Consider the following 21,211-nt stretch of genomic DNA (forward strand, 5'->3'; position numbering starts at 1 on the left):
CCCGCCACTACCGCCGCACCCGCGCACCGGCGGGCCCCGGCCGCTCCGCGTGAGCCGGGGCGCCGGGGCGGGGGCGCGCTCCGCGCCCGCTACCCCTCGGAGTCGGGGCCGTCCGGTCCGGGGGCACCGGGGACGTCCGGCCAGCCGTCCGGGAGGACGGCGCCACCGGGTCGGCCCGCCTCCAGCGCGTCCACCAGGCCCTCCGGGCACGGGCCGCGCGCGGGCCGGGCGCCGTCGGTGAACGCCACCCGGTTCGCGGTGAGCACGGCGGCGGTGAACGACACCCCGCCGGTGAGGTCGGCGTCGGCGAAGGAGACCCGGTCGCCGGAGAACTCCGCGCGGTGGAACGTCGCCCGGCCGTCGGCGAACCCCACCCCGCCGAACGAGACCCACTCCCCGGTGAACCGGGCGCCGTCGAACGAGGCGTGCCCGCCCCGGAACCCGGCGCCGCCGAAGGACACCCAGCTCCCGGTGAAGCGCGCGCGGTCGAAGGAGGTCCGGTCGGCGGAGAAGACCGTGCCGTTGAACGACACCTGGTCGCCGGAGAACGCGGCGCCGCCGAAGGACACCCGGGCGCCGGTGAACACCGCGCCGTCGAAGGCGAGGCGGTTGCCGTGGGCGTCGAGGCCGTCGAACGACGTGTGCTCCGCGGAGAACACCGCCCCGTTGAAGGACGTCCGGTTGCCGGCGCACACGGCGCCGAGGAACGTCACCTCGTCGGCCTCGAACACGGCGCCGTCGAAGGAGGTCCGGTCGCCGCCGAACACGGTCCCGTCGAACGCCACCCGGTCGCCCGTGAACACCGCCCGGGCGAACACCACCTCCCCGCTGCCGAAGTCGGCGTTGGCGAAGTCGCCCGTGTCGAACCGGGTCCCGGTGAAGTCGTAGTCGCGGTCGCGCCAGCGGCCGCCGCCTCGCAGGTGGTCCACGATGACGCGGACGACCGTGTGCCGCACCTCGCGCAGCGCGGCGAACTCCAGGGCCGCCGCGTGCTGCCGGTCCCGCGCGTCGGGGTCGGCGCCCGGGTAGGGCTCGGGCGGCGCGGGGGCGTACGGCATGCGCAGGTAGGCGCAGAGCACGTCGACCACCATCTGCACCAGGTCCTCGCGGCCCTCGGGAGCGTCGTCGGCGAGGCGGGCCAGGGCGTGCACGGCGCCGAGGCGCACCGCGGCGTGCTCGCTGCCGAGGTTGGTGTAGGCGTCGGTGAAGCGCTCGTTGAACAGCCGGGTGTCCTCGCGGGCGGCGGCGACCTCGGCGCGCGCGTCCTCGGCCTCGGTGGTGCGCTGGCGGCGGTAGCCGATGACGAGGAACGCCACCCCGCCGAGCCCGGCGACCACGGCGAAGGCCCGGGTGGTGATCTGGTCGAGCGCGCGCGGGGTCAGGTGGTCCGGCGGGTTCCACCCCGGGGCGCCCAGGAGCCACCACGCCCCGGCGGTGAGGGCGGCGATCACCAGGGCGGCCACGGCCCACGCCCCCGCGATCACCCAGGCCAGGCCGACGGGTTCCCCGCCGCGGGAGCGGCGCAGCCGCACCAGCCCCGCGGTCGCCGCCGCGCCGGCCGCCAGGCACACGGCGGCGGCCGCCGCCCGCCCGGACGGCGCCGCCCCGAGGCCGAGCAGCCCCCACACCCGCCCGGCCAGCGGCCACACCGCGACCGCGATCCCGGCCACGGAGGCCGCGAGGACGCCGAGGAGGACGCCGCGCGAGCCGGTCAGGGCCCGGAGCGGACCGGCGATCGGCCCGCGCGCCCGCGCGGGAGGGGGATCGGAGGCGCCGGGGGATGCCATGGGGGCCACGGTAGCGGCCGGCACCGCCCACCGCGACGGGCCGTCCGGCCGTGGGGGAGGGGCGGCCGCGCCCTACGCGGCAGCGGGGGCGCGTACCGGCGCGGGTCCCGAGCGGGACCGGTGCGACGCGGCTCCGGTCGGCGCCGCGCCGCCCCCGCCCCGCTGCCGCGCGTCCGTGCGCGGCGGCGCAGGCGGCCCCGCTCCACCGCAGGTCCCGAACGGGGCCGCCGTGTGCCCGCCGGGGGGTCGGCCCCGTTCGGGCCCTGCGGCCTGGAATAGGGTCGCGACGTGGGCGGTGCGCGGCGGTGCCGCCCGGGGGAGCCCGGGGGAGCCGATCGCCGCGCCGTGCCGCCGCACCCGTACACGAGGTCGAGGAGAGGCATGACGACGACAGGGGCAGAGGGCAACGGACTGCGGCTGACCGCCAAGGTGTTCGCCGACATCGAGCAGCGCGACCGCCACGAGCCCGAGTTCCGCCAGGCCGTGCACGAGGTGCTGGAGTCGCTGGAACCCGCCCTCGAACGGCACGGCGAGTACCTCGACGGGCGCGTCCTGGAGCGGCTGTGCGAGCCGGAGCGGCAGATCATCTTCCGCGTGCCCTGGACCGACGACAAAGGCGACATCCAGGTCAACCGGGGCTTCCGCGTCGAGTTCAACTCGGCGCTGGGCCCGTACAAGGGCGGGCTGCGGTTCCACCCCTCGGTCAACCTCGGCATCGTCAAGTTCCTCGGCTTCGAGCAGACGCTGAAGAACGCGCTCACCGGGCTGCCCATCGGCGGCGGCAAGGGCGGGTCCGACTTCGACCCCAAGGGGCGGTCGGACGCGGAGATCATGCGCTTCTGCCAGTCGTTCATGACCGAGCTGCACCGCCACATCGGTGAGTACACCGACGTCCCGGCGGGTGACATCGGGGTCGGCCGGCGCGAGATCGGCTACCTGTTCGGCCAGTACAAGCGAATCACCAACCGGTACGAGTCGGGCGTCATCACCGGCAAGGGGCTGAACTGGGGCGGCTCCCAGGTGCGGGTCGAGGCCACCGGCTACGGCACCGTCTACTTCGTGGACGAGATGCTGCGCGTGCGCGGCGAGGGGTTCGGCGGCAAGCGGGTCGTCATCTCCGGTTCGGGCAACGTCGCCGTCTACGCCGCGCAGAAGGCCGCCGAGCTGGGCGGGACCGTCGTCGCGATGTCGGACTCCGCCGGGTACGTGGTCGACGAGTCCGGCATCGACCTCGACCTGGTCCGCGAGATCAAGGAGACGCGGGCCGGCCGCATCAAGGAGTACGCCGACCGCACCACCCGCGCCCACTACGTGGCCGACGGCACCATCTGGGACGTCGCGTGCGACATCGCGCTGCCGTGCGCCACCCAGAACGAACTGGACGGGCGCTCGGCCGCGACGCTGCTGCGCAACGGCGTCATCGCGGTCGGCGAGGGGGCCAACATGCCGGCCACCCCCGACGCGGTCAAGGTCTTCCTCGACTCCGGGGTGGCGTTCGGCCCGGGCAAGGCGGCCAACGCGGGCGGCGTCGCCACCTCGGGCCTGGAGATGCAGCAGAACGCGTCCCGCGACTCCTGGCACTTCGACTACACCGACAAGCGGCTGGCCGAGATCATGGCCGACATCCACGCGATGTGCCGCGAGACCGCCGCCGCCTACGGCGCGCCCGGCAACTACGTGCTGGGCGCCAACATCGCCGGCTTCATCAAGGTCGCCGACACCATGCGCGACCTCGGCGTCATCTGACCCCACCGCCCGGCCCCGCCGGGTGACCAGGTCCGTGTCGACGCGGTGATCGGCGGCTCCAGCGCCGCCGATCACCGCCTCCCGCCGCGCCCGTGAGTCGGCCCTCCGCACCCGGGCCGACCGGCGAGAGCGGCGTCTCCGCGCCCAGGCGACGGCGTCGAATGATGCAAGAGCCGGGACGCCCGCTGGATCACGGCCTGACGCGGTCGTCGGTGAGGATGCCGTAAACGTAGGACGGCCCTTGCACGAGATCGCGGATCTGCCCCGGGCCTTTCAGCGGCATGAGCTTGTACACTTCGGCGAAAGCGTCGCGGGAGATGGTGCGATTCGTGTTGCCGAGGTGCACCCGGCCATTGCGGACGGTGTACGAGAATTCGATTCCGGTCACGGTGGTGAAGACCTCGTCGGCACAGGACTCGATGTTGCGCCAGACGCCGTCGAAGTCGGACATGCCGCCTCCAGTTTGATTCCCCGGTACCCGGGATGCCGATCATGAACACCACCGCCTGCCGTACGTCCAGCGGAGGAGATGTGCTCCCGCCTTCGAGTTGTCGAGGGCCTTGTCGCGGGAACTTCGCTTCGTATTCTCGCACCCCGCAGAGCCCCCCGCCCGGTGGCCGATATCGCGGGCGCCCCGGTCGGCGATCAAGACGAGCGCGGTGCGCGGATGGCCTCTCGGTAACGGCTGATCCGGAAAGGGCGCTACCTTCCGTCCAGCCGACGGAGGACCGAAGCGAGAGGTCCCCGGTAGATCGTGCCGCACCCCGTCACCGTCCCTTCGAACGGCCCCGGACCGTTCCTCAGGCGACTGACGTAGTTCTCGGGCAGAAGGACCCGGTCACCGATCTCCAGCGGTGCCTCACCGCGCCGGCGGTAGGCGTAACCGCCGACATCCACGATCTGGTCACCGCCCGCTTCACGGACACGCGTCTCCCCGTCGAGTCGTTGGCGGAGCCCCTCCACCTGCCGTTCGAGCGACGAGATACGGGCCTCCGAGGCGGCGGCGGAGGATTTGCGGCCGGCCTCATACCCTTCCCGGTAGCCCGTCCGGTGGGCGTCGGCAACGGCTCGTTCCTGTTGGGTGATGTGCATTCCGCACGCGACGTCCGAACCATATAACCGGACCTTGCAGGGGCGACCTGATCTGGTGGGACGGCCACAGGTGCGTGCACGGCCGCTGTCCATCCGGCACTCCATGGTGAAGGGAAGGAACGTGAGGGGATGATGAGTATGATCTCTCTCGGGTGGGAGGTCGGCAATTGCCTTGTGAGAGATGTGGTATTGCCGGGGCGGCCCTCCTGCGGCTCGGGCATTCGAGGTCGCGTGCCCTCGGCGAAGGCGGTTCCATCCCGTCCGCCGTGGCATGGATTCTGGCGGCCGCGCGGATTGACCGCGTCGCGGTACAGGGTGCTGTTCGCGGATGTCCATCGGCATGACCGGCCGTACCAGGCTCGGTCGAGCGCTTCGCCTCACCGGGCGGCGGCAGCGGCGGCTCGGGGAGGCGGGGATGCGCGCTCCTCATCGCGGCGGTGGCCGGATTCGGCGCGGTGGTCGCCGACGCCCCTTCCCGACTGGCCGGGTGAGGTATCCGGTGACTCCGTGAGCGTCCGCCCGTGATCTCGTCCGACCTGTACCAGGTGCGCCTTCGGCGCCACCTCGCTACAGGTGGGTCCGCCTGCGTGAGCGGCGGTCCCGCCCGGACGGGCGGGACCGCCCGGGGTCAGGCTCCCGTGGTCGGGGCGGGTGGGCGCAGGGTGGAGGCCTCGGTGGCGAGGCGGGTGATGCGGGGCCAGTCGCCGTCGCGGACGGCGTCCGGCGGGGTGAGCCAGCTCCCGCCGACGCAGGCCACGTTGGGCAGCGCCAGGTAGTCGGCGGCCCCCGCCGCCGTCACGCCCCCCGTCGGGCAGAACACGACGTCGGGCAGCGGGCCGGCGACCGCGGCGAGGAAGGCCGGGCCCAGCGCCGAGGCGGGGAACGCCTTCTGCGCGAGGAAGCCGTGCTCCCGGGCGGCCATCACCTCGCCGACGGTGGCCGCGCCGGGCAGCGCGGCGGCCCCCGCTCGGGCGAGGTGCCCCAGCAGGTCCGGCGTCGCGCCCGGGGTCACCAGGAACGCGGCCCCGGCGTCGGTCGCGGCGTCCGCCTGCCGCGCGTCGAGGACCGTCCCGGCCCCCACGAGCATGTCCGGGACCTCCCGGGCCACCGCGCGCACCGCTGCCAGGCCGGCGGGGGTGCGCAGGGTGATCTCGACGACCCCGATGCCGCCCGCCAGCAGCGCCTCGGCCAGGGGCACCGCCCGGCCGGGGTCGGTCACCGTGACGACGGGGATGACGGGGGAGCGGTGCAGGACGTCCGACACGTGCGTCAACGCGCGATCTCCTTCGCGAGGGCGCGGGCATCCCCGGCGCCGATGGCCTCGTACCAGTGGGTCACCAGCCCGGCGAGGACGCCGTCGGCGGCCTGCTCCGGCGGGAAGGGGCCGACCCGCAGCAAGGCGGCGACCACGTCCGCCGCCCGCCCCGACGCGGGCAGCGCCCCGGCCAGGGCGTCGGCCATCGGGTCCTCGACACCGGGGCCCGAGGCGGCGACGTGGCGCATCCACGCCGCGACGGCCAGCGCGGCGAAGCGGGGCTCGCCGCCCCCTTCCCGGACGGCGCGGATCGTGGGCAGGAGCCGGGGCCCGACCTTCTGCGTGCCGTCGGCGGCGACCTTCCGCGTGGTGTGGCCGAGGGCCGGGTTGGCGAACCGGCGCAGCACCGACTCCGCGTAGGCGGGGCCGTCGAGCCCGTCGGGCAGGTCCAGCGCCGGCAGCGCCTCCTCGTGCAGGAGGCGGCGCACGGCGGTGGCGGCGGCCGGGTCCGCCGCGCTCGCGGCGATGGTGGCGTGGCCGAGCGCCGACCCGAGGTAGGCGAGCAGCGAGTGGCCGGCGTTGAGGACGCGGAGCTTGGCCTCCTCCCAGGGCCGGACGTCGCGGGCGAGCAGCGCCCCGGCGTCCTCCCACCGGGGCCGCTCCGCCGCGAAGCGGTCCTCCACGACCCACTGCCGGAACGGCTCGGCGGTGACGGCGGCCTCGTCGCGCAGCCCGAGCGCGGCGGCCGCCGCGTCGACGTCCTCGGCGGTGGGCGCCGGGACCATCCGGTCCACCATCGTGTCGGGGAAGGCGGCCGAACGCTCGATCCAGGCCCGCAGCCGGTCGCCCTCGCCGCCGGGCAGGGCGTCGGCGAAGTCCGCGACCAGGGCTGCCGTGCGGTCCCCGTTGCCGGACAGGTTGTCGCAGGAGACCACGGTGACCGGCCCGGCGTCGCGGAGCATGCGCAGCTGGAGGCCGCGCGCGATCCGGCCGACGGTCGTGAGCGGGGGAGCGCCGGCCAGGTCGGCGCGCACCGCCGGGTCGCGGGTGTCCAGCCGCCCGGACAGCGGGTCGGCGTGGTAGCCCTTCTCCGTGACGGTGATCGTGACGACGCGGGTGCGCGGGTCGGCGATCCGCGCCACCACGGCCTCGGGGTCGCGCGGCCCGGCGAGGACCTCGGTGACGGCGGAGACCACGCGCGGCGCGCCGCCGCCGTCCGGCCCGCGCTCGGTGACCGTGAACAGCCCGCCCTGCGGCGCCAACCGCTCCCACACGTCCGCCGAGCGCCCGGTCACCGCGGCGATGCCCCACGCGGTGTCGCCGGACGCGAGCATGGCGTCCTCGGTGTAGACGGCGGTGTGGGCGCGGAAGAAGGCCCCCGCGCCGAGGTGCACGACGCCGGTGCGCAGCGCGGTGCGGTCCAGGGCGGGGGCGCGCCCCGCCCGGCCGAGAGCGGCGGGGTCGAGCCGGGTCATCGGTCCCCTCCCGCCCGCGCGGCGTGCGCCGCGTGCGCCCGCGCCTGCTCCAGGGTGGGCAGCAGCCCCGTCCCGCCGCGCCCGCCGACGCTGAGGCTGGCGACGGCGGCGGCGAGCCGGGCCGCCTCCGCGAACGGGTCGCCCAGGACCAGGCGCGCCGTCAGCGTCCCCAGGAAGGCGTCGCCGGCGCCGGTCTGGTCGACCACGGCCGGGGCGGGGACCGCGTCGATCCAGGTCTCCTCGTCCGCCGTGGCCAGCTGGACGCCCTCGGCGCCGCAGGTCACGGCCACCCTCCGGGCGCCCGCGGCCAGCAGGCGGCGGGCGGCGCCGAGCGGCGTCGCGCTGCCGAGCAGGGCCGCGGTCTCGCCCGGGTGCGAGGGGGTGACCAGGTCGGCCAGCGGGGCGAGTTCGGACAGCACCGCCGCCGCGGCCTCGGCCGTCGCCAGGCTCGGCCGGTGGTTGGGGTCGAACACGAACCGGCGGGCGAGGCGGGCCGCCGTCAGCACCGCCGCGTGCGCGCTCTCCGATACGGCGCAGGCGATCCCCGAGGCCGCCACGGCGCCGGCCGAGGACAGCGCGGACCGGTCCAGGTCCTCCGGTGCCAGCGTCGAGCCGGCGCTGTGCCGACGGGCGTAGGCGAACGCCCGCTCGCCCTCGGGGTCGCTGTGTACCAGGTAGACGCCCTGCTGCCCCGGGCGGAAGCGCAGGAGATCGGTGGAGACGCCCAGTTCGGCGACGCGGTCGGCGACCGCCGCACCCAGGGCGTCGTCGGTGAGGACCGCGGTCAGGCCGACCCGGGCGCCGGCCCGCGCCGCCGCAGCGGCGACGTTGAGGGCGTCGCCGGAGATCCCGATGCGGGCCGGGACCCCCTGGGCCACGGGCTGGTCGGTGGCCACCTCCAGCAGGACCTCGCCCAAGACGACGACGTCGAATGCGTTCGCGCTCACCAGTCGTGCACCGTTCCGTCGAGCCGGCGGTTGACCGGCAGGTACTTGGGGTCGTAGGGGTGGCGGGCGGCCGCCTCCTCGTCGAACTCCACACCCAGCCCGGGGGCGTTCCCGGGGTGCATGTGGCCGTCGGCGTAGGTGTAGGAGGTGCGGAAGACCTCCGCGTGGGGGCCGGTGTGCCCCATGTACTCCTGGACGCCGAAGTTCGGGATGCTCAGGTCGACGTGCAGGGCCGCGGCCATGGCCACCGGCGACAGGTCGCCGGCGCCGTGCGAGCCCGACCGCACCCCGTACAGCTCCGCCAGCGCGAACACGCGGCGCAGGTGGGTGATGCCGCCCGTGTGCGAGACCGAGGTGCGGACGTAGTCGATCAGCCGCTCGGTGATGAGCTGCTGGCAGTCCCAGATCGAGTTGAACACCTCGCCCACCGCGATGGGGGTGGTGGTGTGCTGCCGGATCAGCCGGAACGCCGACTGGTCCTCGGCGGGGGTGGGGTCCTCCATCCAGAACGGGCGGTAGGGCTCCAGCGCGGCGCCGAGGCGGCCCGCCTCGATCGGGGTGAGCCGGTGGTGGACGTCGTGCAGCAGGTGCACGCCGTAGCCGAAGTGCTCGCGGACGTGCCGCAGCATGGCCGGGGCGAAGTCGAGGTAGAGCGAGGTCTCCCAGGCGTCCTCCTGGGGCCGGTTGCCGCTCGCGGGCTCGTACACCCGGCCGTCGGCGGGCGCGATGCCGTAGGTGCGGCTCAGGCCGGGCACCGCGGCCTGCACCCGGATCGCCCGGTACCCCTGGTCGAGGTGGCGCTGGACGTCCTCGGCGAGGTCGTCCAGCGTGCTCCCGCTGGCGTGGCCGTAGACCATGACGCCCTCGCGGGCGGCGCCGCCGAGCAGCTGGTAGACCGGCATGCCCGCGGTCTTGCCCTTGATGTCCCACAGCGCCACGTCGACGGCGGCGATCGCGGTCATGGTGACCGGGCCGCGCCGCCAGTACGCGCCCTTGTAGAGGTACTGCCAGGTGTCCTCGATGCGGCGCGCGTCGCGGCCGATGAGCAGCGGGCACAGGTGGTCGCGCAGGTAGGCGGCGACCGCGAGTTCGCGCCCGTTCAGCGTGGCGTCGCCGACGCCGGTGACGCCGTCCTCGGTCTCCACGACCAGCGTCACGTAGTTGCGGCCGGGTGAGGAGACGACGACGCGCGCGTCCGTGATCTTCACAGCAGGCCCTTCCTGGGGCTGTCGGGGCTGTCGGGGCTGTCGGGGCGGCCGGGGGCGGGGTCGGCGGGGCCGAAGCGCAGCATGACCTTGGCGGCCCCGGAGGCGGGGTCGGCGGCCACGCGCATCGCCTCCTCGGCGCGCTCCACGGGGAAGGTGTGGGTGATCAGCGGGCCGACGTCGAGCCCGTCCGCCAGCGCCGCGAGGGCGTCGTCGATCTCGTCCACGAAGCGGTAGGAGCCCTTCCACACGATCTCGCGGGTGACGAGGTCGCCCAGCGCGGCGGGGGCCTCCGTCCCGGGCAGGTTGCCCACCTGGACGACGGTCCCGCCCCGGGCGGTCGAGCGCAGCACGGCGCCCAGCGCCCCCGCGGCCCCGGACGCCTCGATGACGATCTCGGCGTCCTCGGGCAGCGGTTCGCCCCGGGAGACGTCGCGGACGGCGTCGGCGCCCATGGCGCGGGCGACCGCCAGCGCGGCCGGGTCGATGTCGGCGACGGTGACCTCGGCGGCCCCGGCGCGCTTGAGGCCGGCGGCCACGAGGCAGCCGATGGGGCCGGCCCCGTTCACGGTCACCGCCCGCCCGGCGACGTCGCCCGCGCGCGCCACCGCGTGCAGGGCGACGGCGAGCGGCTCGGCCAGGGCGCCCTCGCGGGTGCCCACCCCGTCGGGGAGCGGACGCAGCATGTCGGCGCGCACCGCGCGGAGTTCGCTGAAGCCCCCGTCGGTGTGCGGGTGGAACGCGGCCGACCCGAAGTAGCGCACGCGCGGGTACAGGTTGGTGCGCCCGGCCAGCCGGTCGGGCAGCGGGTCGTCGCCCACGGGTTCGGCCGGGTGGACGGTGACGGCCCGGCCGACGCCGACCCCGCTCACCCCGGGCCCGACCCGGACGACGCGGCCGGCGATCTCGTGGCCGAGGACCAGGGGGTCGCGCAGGACCGCGGTGCCGGAGCGCCCGTGGCGCCAGTAGGCGAGGTCGGATCCGCAGATCCCGCCCCATTCGACGGCGACGACGACGTGGCCTTCGGCGGCGGCGGGGTCGGGGCGCTCCTCGACCCGCAGGTCACCGGCCGCGTGCACGGTGACGGCTCTCATACGGCGTCCTCCAGACGGACCAGGTCGCGTCCCCGCACCTCGGGCATCGCGATGGTGGAGATCAGGGTGATGAGCGAGTACACGACGATCATCGCCGCGAGGGGCCACCAGTGCCCGGTCGCCGCGGTGAGTGTCGCGGCGAGGACCGGGCCGATGGCCGTGGCGAGGACCCCGCCGACCTCCTTGGCCAGGGCGAGCTGGGTGAAGCGGGTGCGGGCGCCGAACAGCTCGGCCATGGTGACGCTCTCCACCGAGAACAGCCCGAGGACCGACAGGTTGAGGCCGACGACCATCGCGACGGTCACCAGGACGGTGTCGCCGGACTCGATCATGAGCATCATCGGCACGGCGAACAGGATGCTGCCGACGGTCAGCACGGTGTAGAGGGGGCGGCGGCCGAAGCGGTCGCCGAGGACGCCCACGAGCGGGACGGTGACGAACCCGAGCAGCGACCCGTAGACGATCGCGGTGGTGCCCACCGCGTCGTCCAGCAGCAGGGTGGCGCTGAGGTAGCCGACGAGGAACGTCTGCACCAGGCCCGAATTGCCCGCCTGGCCGAAGCGGAGCCCGAGGGCGATCAGGAAGGCGCGGCCCTTGCGCTGGCGCAGGGCGGCCTCCAGGGTGCTCCGCTCCTCCTCCGCCGCCGCGGCGGCGGCCAGCTCCTCCCGGGACAGGGCGACCCCGTCGACGGTGTCCTCGCGCTGCTCGAAGACCGGGCTCTCCTTGACGGAGTAGCGGATCCACAAGGCGAGCAGCAGCAGAAGGAAGCTGGCCAGGAACGGAATGCGCCACCCCCAGGACAGCAGGTCGTCCTCCGGCAGGGCGAACACCAGCACCGCCCACACCGCCGACGCGCCCAGGGTGCCGGAGTTGGTGCCCAGGCAGACGAGGGAGGCGATGAAGCCGCGCCGCCGGGCCGGGGCGTACTCCGCGAGCATGACCGTCGCGCCCGCGAGCTCGGCGCCCGCGCCGAAGCCCTGCGCCAGCCGCAGCGCCACCAGCATGATCGGGGCGAGCAGGCCCACCTGCTGGTAGGTCGGCAGCGCGCCGATCAGGGTGGTGGACACCCCCATCAGGGCGATGGTGATGAACAGGACCTTCTTCGGGCCGAGGCGGTCGCCCATGCGGCCGAAGTAGACGGCGCCGGCGAGGCGGGCCACGTAGCCGACACCGTAGGTGCCCATGGCCGCGATCAGGCCGATCGCCGGGTTGAGGTCGGGGAAGAAGATCCGGTTGAACACCAGGGCGGCGGCCAGGGAGTAGAGCTGGAAGTCCATGAACTCCATGGCGCTGCCCAGCCAGCCCGACACCGCGGCCTTGGTCAGGTCACGGGTGCTGCGCTCGCCCTGCCGCGCGGGGCGGGAGGGAGCCTGTTCGGTCATCGGAGGGTCCTTCGTCGGGGGCTTCGACCTGCGGCGTCACGGCAGGGAAACCGGTGGTCAACGTCGTGGCAACTTGCATACAAGCACTGATATACCAGTCGGGTCAATGCCGGTAGAATCCCGGCATGGCTGACGACACCCGTTCCGAGGGCCCCCCGCCGTCCGCGCGGGACCGCGCCCTCGACACCCTCCGTCGCGCGGTCATCACCCTCGAACTCAAGCCGGGGGCGCCCCTGTCCGAGAACGAACTCGCCACCCGGCTCGCGGTCAGCCGCACCCCCGTGCGCGAGAGCCTGCTCCTGCTGCGCGAGGAGGGCCTGGTCGAGGTCTATCCGCAGGTGGGCAGCTTCGTCTCGCTGGTCGACCCCGAACGGGTCGGCCAGGCGCAGTTCATCCGCGAGGCGATCGAGTGCACCTCCCTCGCCCAGGCCGAGCCCCCGTTCTCGCCCGAGCACGTCGCCGACCTGCGGACCGCCCTGCTCGCCCAGCGCGACGCCGACGCCGCGGGTGACCACGACCGCTTCTTCGCCCTCGATGAGGAGTTCCACCGGGCCCTGCTCGCGCTGGCCGGCCGCGAGAGCGCCTGGCGCACGGTGAACGCCGCGAAGGCCCACCTCGACCGGGCGCGGCGGCTCAGCCTGATCGACACCCGCCCCATGGGCGAGCTCATCGAGCAGCACACCCGCGTGGTCGACGCCATCGAGGCGGGCGACCCCGCCGCCGCGGTCGACGCCCTCCGCTCCCACCTCCGCGCCGTGTTCGACGACGTCGAACGCATCCGCGCCGCCACCCCGGAGTACTTCACCGACGGCCGCCCCCAGCGCCCGGTCCGCCGCACGGTCACGTCGTTGAAGTGACCACCGGGGGCGTGCCTCCTTTGCTCGCATGTTGCGTACGCACGCATCCCGCAAGCTGATTTGCGGCGCACGCATAACTGGCCCGAGTGCCCGGAAAGCGTGCGACACGCCGTGCGAAATGCTCGAACGCGAAGAGACCGAGCATACGAATGTATGCGTGTACGCAGATCTGTCGGTAGAATGTGCGATGTATGCAACATCTGCGCGAGTTGCGTACGCACGCAATGAGGGCGGAGGGCTCGCATGTTGTCGGAGCAGCGAGTGCGAACCCTCCGCCTGCCAGGGGCCCTGGTAGGGGTCGCTACCCCCTACCGGGGCCTCCATCTTGGATCCACCGGAAGACGAACCGTATGGCCGCGAGCACGGTCGATATGCTGCTCACCACGGCCCGGGGAACCCAGCTCGGCCAGCGGCCATGCGGGCAATCCCCGTCTCGGCACCGCTTCATGGGGACCACCTCCCCCGGGGTGACCGGATCGGCCGACGCCGACCTGATGGCGATCGACCCCATGGGATCGCCGATCGCCCCCGGAATAGGACGTGACCAATCTACGGCTGGATACAGGGTGCAGCGTCATCGGTCATGCCTTCCCCGTGAATGCTCCACCATTAGATCCTCTGCATGCCCTCGGAGATACCCGTTGATATGGGCATGCGCTGCATTGCCGACGCCCATATCTTCGCGAGTTCCCGGTAGGGAGCACGGATGAGCTTGCCGTAGGGTCGCGAGAACGGTCTTGGTGGGTGGATTCTAGGGTCGCGACGGCCATTGGCCGTGCGGAGCCTGAGAGATGCGGCCGATCTATGTGCGGCGCCTGTTCGGTACGCGATGCGGCGACGCCCGGCGGGGGTAGCCCGGAAATGCGGAAGCGACCCGGAGACGTGGTCTCCGGGCCGCTTCGGGCTGGTGGGCGATACAGGATTCGAACCTGTGACCTCTACCGTGTCAAGGTAGCGCTCTAACCAACTGAGCTAACCGCCCGGGGTGGTACGTGGAGGTGGAGACGGGATTCGAACCCGTGTAGACGGCTTTGCAGGCCGCTGCCTCGCCTCTCGGCCACTCCACCGGACTCGTGCGGGGGAGTCGACGGCCCCCGTGATGTCTCCGAGCGGACGACGGGATTCGAACCCGCGACCCTCACCTTGGCAAGGTGATGCTCTACCAGCTGAGCCACGTCCGCGTGCCGTCCGGATCGGGGCTGGCGGCTGGCCGGGCCCGTCTCCGTCCTGACAGGAAGAACTCTATCGGAAAGTCAGCAGACGGCAAATCCGGCGGGAGGTCCGTGCGAACGGCGCGTGGCGTGACATTGTATACAAGAGACAGTGCGGGTCCGCGGGGACGTCGGCTCGATCCTGAGGAGTGCGATGGTCGGGTGCCAGGACACGGCGACGCCGTGGGCGTGTGCGAGCGCGGCAGCGCGTGAGCTGGGCAAGCGGGCGCGGCGCCCGGCGGGCGCGGACGTGCCGCTGGCCGCCGCCGTGGGCGCCGCGCTCGCCCGCGACCTGACCGCGCTGGTCGGGGTGCCCCCCTACGACGCCGCCGCCATGGACGGCTACGCGGTCGCCGGGCCCGGCCCCTGGGCCGTCCGCGGTCGCGTCCTCGCCGGCGGCAGCCCCGCCGCCCCGCTCGCCGACGGCCAGGCCGTGGAGATCGCCACCGGGGCCCGGGTCCCCGAGGGCGCCACCGCCGTCCTGCCCTACGAGCTGGCGCGGCGCGACGGCGACCGGGTGGCCGGCGGCATCGACCCCGGCCGCCATGTGCGCCGCTCCGGTGAGGACACCGCGCCCGGCACGGTCGTGCTCCCCGAGGGCGCGGTGGTCACCGCCGCCGCCGTCGGCCTGGCGGCGAGCCTCGGGCACGACACCCTGCCGGTGCGGCGGCCGCGCGTGGCCGCGTTCATCACCGGCGACGAGATCGCCCTCTCCGGCCGCCCCGGCCCCGGGCAGGTGCGCGACGCGGTCGGCCCCGCCCTGCCCGCCGTCGCCGCGTGGTGCGGTGCGGCGCTCGACCCGCCCCGCAGTGTCGCCGACGGGTTCGCCGACATGGTGGCCGCCGTCGGCGCGGCCGCCGCCGACCCGGGCGTGGACGCCATCGCCGTGTGCGGCGCGTCCTCCAAGGGGCCCGTCGACCACCTGCGCGGCGCCCTCGCCGAACTCGGCGCGGTGGTGGTGGTCGACGGCGTCGCCTGCCGCCCCGGCCACCCGCAGCTCCTCGGCCACTTCGGCACGCCCGAACGCCCCGGAACGGCCGTGGTGGGCCTGCCCGGCAACCCGAACGCCGCCCTCGCCGCAGCGGTCACCCTGCTCGTCCCCCTGCTGGTGGAGATGGCCGGGCGCCCCGCCCCCGACGCGCTGCTGCCGCGGTCGCTGCCCGTCGACGGCGACGTGCGGCCGCACCCCCGCGACACCCGTCTGGTGGCGGTCCGGGTGGCCGAGGGCCGCGCCCGCGCGGTCGGCCACGACCGCCCCGGCAGCCTGCGCGGCGCCGCCCTGGCCGACGCCTACGCGGTGATCCCCCCGGACTGGGCGGGCGGCGACGCGGAGCTGGTGTGGCTGCCCCGTTGACCCGCAGCACGGGCGGGCGCGTTCCCCCGGCCGGACGCGGGGGAGTACCGCCGCCGACCCCGGGGTGGCGGACCCCGTTCTCGCCTAGACTCGCCCCACGACAGCTCCCCGCGCATCAGGTGGATTCCGCCGCGCCGACGACGAAAGCCGCGAACCCATGACCCCACGCCGCCTCGACAAGGGTCTGCTGACGAGCCCGGTGCAGCGTCCCGCCCCCTTGCGCGACAGCGTCTACGAGAGCCTGCTCGAACTGATCACCCGCCGCCGGCTGCCGCCGGGGCAGCACCTGGTCGAGAACGAGCTGGCGGAGCAGTTGGGGGTGTCGCGGCAGCCGGTGCGCGAGGCGCTCCAGCGGTTGAGCAACGAGGGCTGGGTGGACCTGCGCCCCGGCTACGGGGCGTTCGTGCACCGCCCCAGCGAGAACGAGGCCGAGCAACTGCTGGCGGTCCGCGCCCTGCTGGAGACCGAGTCGGCCCGGTTGGCGGCGGAGTCGGCGTCCCCCGAGGGGGTCGCCCGGCTGCGCGAGCTGTGCGCGCAGGGCATGGCCGGGCTGGAGCGCGACGACGCCGACGCCATGGTGGACCTCAACGCGGCGCTGCACCGCTCCATCACCGAGCTGTCGGGCAACGCGGTGCTGGCCGACCTGGCCGGCCAGGTGGCGCGCCGGGTGCGGTGGTACCACGGGCTCGTGGTGCGCCGCCGGGGCCGGGAGTCGTGGCAGGAGCACGCGGCCATCATCGACGCGATCGAGGCGGGCGACGCAGACGAGGCCGCCCGCCTGATGCGCGCGCACGCCGACACCACCCGCCGCATGTACCACGAGCAGGCCGCCGACGGCACGACCACCGAGGACACCCCGGCCGAGGACTGACCGCCGCCCGGTCGCGAACGATCGGCATCGCGCGCTGTCCGCTGCGACCGAGGACCGGGGCCCCGAGGCGGGCTCTGGTGGCCGTGGGCCGTGCTCTCCGTTGGACGTGCCGCGCGGGACGGGGTGCCGAGGACGCCCTGGCCGAGGACTGAGCGCTGAGTGCGTCCCGGACCAATCGGGCAGTGCGCACGGTCTGCTGCGGCCGAGGGCCGAGGTGCTGAACCGGGCCCCGGTGGCCGTCGGCCGTGCCGCGCGATGGCCGTGCTGTCCGTCGGCCGTGCCGCCTGTCGGCCGCGCCGCTCTGCCCGGCGATGCTGCCGAGCCGTCCCGGGATTCGGCGGCCCCGGCGTCCTGTGCGACCCGGACGACCGTCCGCCGGGCGAGCCGTGGCAGGCCACCACTCCGGCCCTTCCACGTGATCCGATCGACGCGCGTCCGAGCTTCGGGGCGGCGGCCGATCTGCGGGGTCAGGCACGGCGGTGGTGCGATACGCGTCGGCATGGTCGTCGGCGCGGGCCTGCCCCGGACCGCGTGGGCCGGGGTGTCCGGCGGGGCGGCCCGGGGAGGCCGCCCCGCTGCGGATCAGCGGGTGGTGGCGCCCGAAGGGACCGGGACGCGGGCGCCCGACGGGTCGGGGGCCGCGCCGGTGGCGGGCGCGGGAACGCCGTGGTCGGGGACCGGGCCGGTCACGGGGCCGGCTCCGGCGCCGCTCGCCGCCGCGTGGGCGTTGGTGGCCGCCCCCGACGGCGACGGCGCACCGGCCGACGGACCGGGCGGCGCGGTGGCCGGCGCCGGCGACGGCGTGCCGCCGGGGGTATCGGCCCGGCCGGGCACCAGGCGCGCGGCGGATGTGCCGAGGCCCGTGGCCGTGAGCGGCGGGCGGCCCCCCGTGGACCCGGTCGGCGGAGTTGCCGCGATGGCGGACGGCGCGGACGCGGCGGCGGGGGTGCGCCCGCCGACGGAGGTCGCAGCGCCGGTCGGTGCGGCGGTCGGTGCGGCGGGTGTCGGCACACCGGAGGAGACGGCCGGGGCGGCGGCGCCGGAGGCCGACGCGAAGTGCGGGGCGGCGGGAGCAGTCGGCCGCGCGGCAGAGGTGCCCAGGCCCGTGGCGCCGACCGGGACGCGGACGCCGTTCGGCGGCTCCGGGGCCGGCGGGGCGCCCGGCCGGCCGGCGGCCGGCGCGGTGGAGCTCGGTGCCGGGGATGCGGCGGATTCCGAGGCGGTGCCCGCGTGGGAGGGCGAGGTGGCGGCGGATCCCGGGGTGGTGCCTGCGCGGGCGGGTGCGGGAGCGGTCGGTGGGTCTGCGGCGGCGGGGGTGGATGGCGGGCGGGTGGGCGCTGCCGCGGTCTTCGGGGTGGCTCCCGCGGGGCGGAGGCCGGCGGTGCCGATGCCCTTGGGGGTGAGCCAGTCGGCGATGTCGGCGGGGGCGGGGCGGTAGGTGCGGCGGAGTTCGGCGTCGACGTACCGCACGCACTTGCGGTGCCATTCGAGGATGCCCGACATCCAGTCCTTGAGCTCGTCGGCGTGCCGGGTGAGCGCGGCGCGGGCCTCGGGGGCGAGGCCGTACTCCTCGAACAGCTCCTGGAGCTCACCCGCGAGGATGTGCTCGAACTGCCGCATCCGCTCGTTCATCAGGTCGGCGACGAGGTCGCGGGCCGTGAACCGGTCGACGGAGAGGAAGTTCTGCACGAGCACCACGAGGTTGTGGAACTCGCCCTCGAACTCGACCTCCTTCTGGTACGAGTACAGGTCGTTCGTGAGCATGGCGAAGTCCTGCGCCGCGGTCTCCAGTTCGCGCAGGGTGCGGGTCTGGTGGACCTCGGGCGGCACCGCGCCGAGGTGGGCGAACCGCGCCAGGCTCATGGTCATGTCGGAGCCGAAGGTGCACCGCCGCATCTCGATGTAGTCGACCGGGTCGGGGATCCGGTGCAGCGCCTGGTTGTCGAGCTCCCACACCCAGCTGGAGGTCATGTCCTCGACGGCCGTGCGGAACTGCTCGCGCTGGGCGGTGGGGAGGGGTCCGGCCGTGCGCCGCCAGAGGTCGGCCAGGCCGCGTTCGAGCGGGTTGGTGGGTTCGGGCGGCGCGGCGTGCCCCAGGTCGATGGGCATGAACAGCGACAGCCGCGCGTTGCACACGCGCGCCGCCGCCACGTTGCGGGTGGCGCCGAACACCACCGGGAAGTAGTCGTCGCCGTAGGTGCCCCACGCCAGCCAGTCGGACGACAGGTAGAGCGCCTCGGGGTCGGAGTCGGCGTGGATCATGGCGGCGCAGTGCGCGAGGTCGAACCCGAGGAAGCGGCGTTCGTCCCACACCCCGCCGGCCTCGACGCCGGGGACGGAGTCGAAGAAGCCCATGGCGCGCGCCCACCCGACCGCGTAGGCGCGGGCGTCGTCGATGTGCGGGCTGGTGCGGACGGGGTACGGCATGTGCAGCGGCGGCACCGGCAGGTGGCCGACCGGGACCAGCAGCGGGTGCGCGTGCCGCTGGGCGCGCACGCGCAGCCCGGGGGCGAGGGCGAGCGGGGACGGCCGGGCGGCCCCCGTGCCGAGGCCGGTGGGCCCGCCGAGGACCGGCCGGACGGCGGCGCCCTCGTTCATGTACCGGCTGGAGCGGGCGTGCCACTCGTGGCCGCCGGCCTGCCAGTCCTGGAGCCCCTTGACGTAGGCGGCGACGCCGGCCTGCTGGTCGGGCGGCACGGCGTGTTTGGCGAGCAGGGGGGCGACCTCGCCCAGCGCGGTGTCCTCGAACTGGACCAGCCGCGAGGTCAGGAGGTCGTTGACGCGCTCGGCGGCCTCCTGGGTGGGGCAGCCGAAGAAGTGCTCGAAGACCAGGACGGCGTTGGAGTTCTCGCCCTCCTCGCGGACCTCGCGCTGGTAGGAGAACAGGTCGTTGCGCAGGTGGACGGCGTCGGAGAAGGTGTCGCACAGCACGCGCATGGGCCGCGTGCGGGCGATGGCGTCGGGGATCTCGGCGCCGACGGCGCACTCGACCAGGTTGGCCGACCACGGGGCGCCGCCGACCCGGCGCCGCATCTGGATGTACTCGACGGGGTTGGCGATGCGTTCGCGCTGGATGTTGTCGAGCTCCCACATGGACTCGACCATGAGGTTGTGCGTGCTCGTGGTGAAGCGCCGCCGCCAGCCGTCGGACATCAGTGGGACCGTGCGCCGCCAGAGGTCGGCGAGCCCGGCCTCGGCGGCGTTCTCGGGCGCGGGGGAGTCGGCGGGGTCGGCGGTCATGAAGCGTTCGAGGCGGTCGAGGTGGCGGCGGCCGCCCGCGAGGTCGCGCGGGTACTTGTAGAGCTCCAGGAAGTTGTCGTCGAAGAAGAAGACCCACACGTACCAGTCGGTGATGAGGTCGAGCATGGGACCGTCGCAGTCGGGGTGCGTGTAGGCGCACATGAGCGCGTAGTCCATGGCCGCGAGCGCGGGTTCGTCCCAGACGAGGCCGCCCGACGGGGTGGCGGCGTCGAGCATGCCCATGTCGCGGGCCCACCGCATGCTGTGGTCGCGGGTGCGTTCGAGGTGGGGGTTGAGGCGGGCGGGATACGGGAGGTAGAAGTCGGGCAGGGTGAATGCCTGCTGCATGAGGCGCCTACTCTCGTCGACCGGGACACCTGGTGCGTACGCTACGCATCGTATTGGTCGCGGTGTGTCTCTTTCCGCTGTTCCCGGAGATTGTGGACAACCGCCCCCACTGTCGGCGCGCGGCGGCCGCGCCGCCCCCGGTTCCGAGAAGACGGGTGAATCGGGGGCGAAAGGTGGCGGATGTGTGGCCCGAGCCACCAGAATGTGTGATCGGCCTCTCTAAGGGGCCGACGGGTGCGCGTCCGGGCTCCGGCGCGGGCGCGGCCACCGCCACCGGGGCCGGACTACCCCTGGGTCCGGTCCCGGTCGGTTTCGCCTCGGACCGGGAGCGCGGATGCTGTTTCGGCAACTGGAGTACCTGACCGCGCTCGCCCGGGAGCAGCACTTCGCGCGGGCCGCCGTCGCCTGCCACGTGTCCCAGCCCGCTCTGTCGGCCGGCATCCGCAAGCTGGAGGCCGAACTCCAGGTCCCCATCGTCCGGCGCGGCCACCGGTTCGAGGGGTTCACGCCCGAGGGCGAACGCGTGCTGCGGTGGGCGCACCGGCTGCTCGCCGAGCGCGACGCGCTCACCGCCGACGTCGGCGCCCTGCGCGACGGCCACAGCGGTGAGCTGCGCATCGGCGTGCTGCCCGGCGCCGCGGCGGCGGTCGCCCACGTGACGGCGGGCTTCGCGGCCCGCCATCCGCGCGTGCGGATCTCCGTGCACGGCATGTCCGCCGCCGAGATCGAGCGCGGCCTGGGGGAGTTCGGCCTCGACTGCGGGGTGCTGCGCACCGGCGGGCGGGCCGGGCGCGGCCGCCGCACGGTCCCGCTGTTCCGCGACCGGTACGTGCTGCTGGCCGCCGAGGACGGGCCGTTCGCCGCGGCGGCGGAGGTCGGCTGGGCCGACCTCGCGCACGTGCCGCTGTACCGGTTCACCCACGCGGCGGACGCCGACGGCAAGCTGCCCGGCGCCGCCGCCCCGGCCCCGCCGCGCGCGGCGCCGGTCGAGACGGACTCCCTGCCGGTGCTGTGCACCCACGTCCGCGCGGGCGGCGGGTGCGCGGTGCTCCCGCACGGCTGGCTGTGCGGAGCCCCGCCGCCGGGTCTGCGCGTGCTGCCCCTGGTCGATCCGGAGGTCCGGGTCGAGGTGGGCCTGGTGGCGCCCGCGCGCCGGGCCGCGGCCCCGCTGCTGGCGGACCTGTTCGCGTACGCGCGCCGGGCGCGGCTCCAGGAGCGCCTCGACCGGGTCCTGCCCGCGCCCGCAACGGCGGGGCGTGAGGCGGCGGGCGGCTGACCGCGCGGTCCGGTCGGCCGCGCGGTCGGCCGCCGCGGGTCAGCGGTCGGCGGGCCCCCGGTCGGCGGGGG

Annotated in this window: 15 protein-coding genes and 3 tRNA genes; 5 read left to right on the forward strand and 13 right to left on the reverse strand. The window is 74.9% G+C overall.

The features are described from left to right. Positions 1-89 precede the first annotated feature (89 nt). Entirely contained in the window at positions 90-1,787 is a 1,698-nt protein-coding gene (locus NT8_RS18225) for a pentapeptide repeat-containing protein (RefSeq protein WP_067971019.1), read from the reverse strand. A 381-nt stretch (positions 1,788-2,168) separates the two neighbouring features. Here NT8_RS18225 and gdhA point away from each other — a divergent pair, with 381 nt between their 5' ends. Further along, on the forward strand, positions 2,169-3,533 hold the full coding sequence (gene gdhA, locus NT8_RS18230) for an NADP-specific glutamate dehydrogenase (RefSeq protein WP_067971021.1): 1,365 nt from the start codon (positions 2,169-2,171) through the stop codon (positions 3,531-3,533). A 190-nt stretch (positions 3,534-3,723) separates the two neighbouring features. Here the strand turns inward: gdhA and NT8_RS18235 are convergent, their stop codons facing one another. The 8 genes from NT8_RS18235 to NT8_RS18270 form a co-directional block, all read right to left on the reverse strand. Further along, positions 3,724-3,984: a hypothetical protein gene (locus tag NT8_RS18235; protein WP_067971023.1), complete on the reverse strand. Its 261-nt coding sequence runs from the start codon at positions 3,982-3,984 to the stop codon at positions 3,724-3,726. Positions 3,985-4,235: 251 nt separating this feature from the next. After that, a complete protein-coding gene (locus NT8_RS18240; protein ID WP_067971025.1) occupies positions 4,236-4,625 on the reverse strand; it encodes a FliH/SctL family protein in 390 nt (129 codons plus the stop codon). A 628-nt stretch (positions 4,626-5,253) separates the two neighbouring features. Continuing rightward, complete coding sequence (gene eda, locus NT8_RS18245; RefSeq protein WP_067971026.1) at positions 5,254-5,898, reverse strand: bifunctional 4-hydroxy-2-oxoglutarate aldolase/2-dehydro-3-deoxy-phosphogluconate aldolase; 645 nt, start codon at positions 5,896-5,898, stop codon at positions 5,254-5,256. After that, a complete protein-coding gene (locus NT8_RS18250; protein ID WP_067971028.1) occupies positions 5,895-7,355 on the reverse strand; it encodes a mannitol dehydrogenase family protein in 1,461 nt (486 codons plus the stop codon). Before NT8_RS18250 ends, eda begins: the two co-directional genes overlap by 4 nt. Further along, positions 7,352-8,302, reverse strand: coding sequence for a PfkB family carbohydrate kinase (locus tag NT8_RS18255; protein ID WP_067971030.1), 951 nt, complete (start codon positions 8,300-8,302; stop codon positions 7,352-7,354). The genes NT8_RS18250 and NT8_RS18255 overlap by 4 nt, the downstream gene beginning before the upstream one ends. Further along, entirely contained in the window at positions 8,299-9,510 is a 1,212-nt protein-coding gene (gene manD / locus NT8_RS18260; RefSeq protein ID WP_067971032.1) for a D-mannonate dehydratase ManD, read from the reverse strand. The genes NT8_RS18255 and manD overlap by 4 nt, the downstream gene beginning before the upstream one ends. Continuing rightward, positions 9,507-10,601, reverse strand: a complete 1,095-nt coding sequence (locus NT8_RS18265; protein WP_084469064.1) for an L-idonate 5-dehydrogenase — start codon at positions 10,599-10,601, stop codon at positions 9,507-9,509. The genes manD and NT8_RS18265 overlap by 4 nt, the downstream gene beginning before the upstream one ends. Continuing rightward, positions 10,598-11,983 carry an MFS transporter gene (locus tag NT8_RS18270; protein ID WP_067971034.1) on the reverse strand — a complete coding sequence of 462 codons (1,386 nt, stop codon included), beginning with the start codon at positions 11,981-11,983 and terminating at the stop codon, positions 10,598-10,600. The genes NT8_RS18265 and NT8_RS18270 overlap by 4 nt, the downstream gene beginning before the upstream one ends. Before the next feature lie 125 nt (positions 11,984-12,108). Between NT8_RS18270 and NT8_RS18275 the strand changes: the two genes are divergently transcribed. Then, positions 12,109-12,840, forward strand: coding sequence for a GntR family transcriptional regulator (locus NT8_RS18275; protein WP_067971036.1), 732 nt, complete (start codon positions 12,109-12,111; stop codon positions 12,838-12,840). A 905-nt stretch (positions 12,841-13,745) separates the two neighbouring features. On the opposite strand, the gene NT8_RS18280 is transcribed toward NT8_RS18275, so the two are convergent. The 3 genes from NT8_RS18280 to NT8_RS18290 all read right to left on the reverse strand — a co-directional run bounded on the left by NT8_RS18280 (position 13,746) and on the right by NT8_RS18290 (position 14,021). After that, positions 13,746-13,822: transfer RNA gene (locus NT8_RS18280), tRNA-Val, on the reverse strand. 11 nt (positions 13,823-13,833) lie between these two features. Further along, positions 13,834-13,907, reverse strand: a tRNA-Cys gene (locus NT8_RS18285). 41 nt (positions 13,908-13,948) lie between these two features. Further along, positions 13,949-14,021, reverse strand: a tRNA-Gly gene (locus tag NT8_RS18290). A 184-nt stretch (positions 14,022-14,205) separates the two neighbouring features. Here NT8_RS18290 and NT8_RS18295 point away from each other — a divergent pair. Together NT8_RS18295 and NT8_RS18300 are read left to right on the forward strand one after the other, a co-directional pair. Then, a complete protein-coding gene (locus NT8_RS18295) occupies positions 14,206-15,405 on the forward strand; it encodes a molybdopterin molybdotransferase MoeA (protein ID WP_067971038.1) in 1,200 nt (399 codons plus the stop codon). A gap of 157 nt (positions 15,406-15,562) precedes the next feature. Next, positions 15,563-16,276, forward strand: coding sequence for a GntR family transcriptional regulator (locus NT8_RS18300; RefSeq protein WP_067971040.1), 714 nt, complete (start codon positions 15,563-15,565; stop codon positions 16,274-16,276). Between the two features lie 582 nt (positions 16,277-16,858). Here NT8_RS18300 and NT8_RS18305 read toward each other — a convergent pair. After that, positions 16,859-19,864, reverse strand: coding sequence for a terpene synthase family protein (locus NT8_RS18305; RefSeq protein WP_369406304.1), 3,006 nt, complete (start codon positions 19,862-19,864; stop codon positions 16,859-16,861). Positions 19,865-20,198: 334 nt separating this feature from the next. Here NT8_RS18305 and NT8_RS18310 point away from each other — a divergent pair, with 334 nt between their 5' ends. Next, positions 20,199-21,140, forward strand: coding sequence for a LysR family transcriptional regulator (locus NT8_RS18310; protein ID WP_067971041.1), 942 nt, complete (start codon positions 20,199-20,201; stop codon positions 21,138-21,140). Positions 21,141-21,211 lie beyond the last annotated feature (71 nt).

The sequence above is a fragment of the Nocardiopsis trehalosi NBRC 14201 genome (assembly GCF_001552555.1).
Taxonomy (GTDB): Bacteria; Actinomycetota; Actinomycetes; order Streptosporangiales; family Streptosporangiaceae; genus Nocardiopsis_B; species Nocardiopsis_B trehalosi.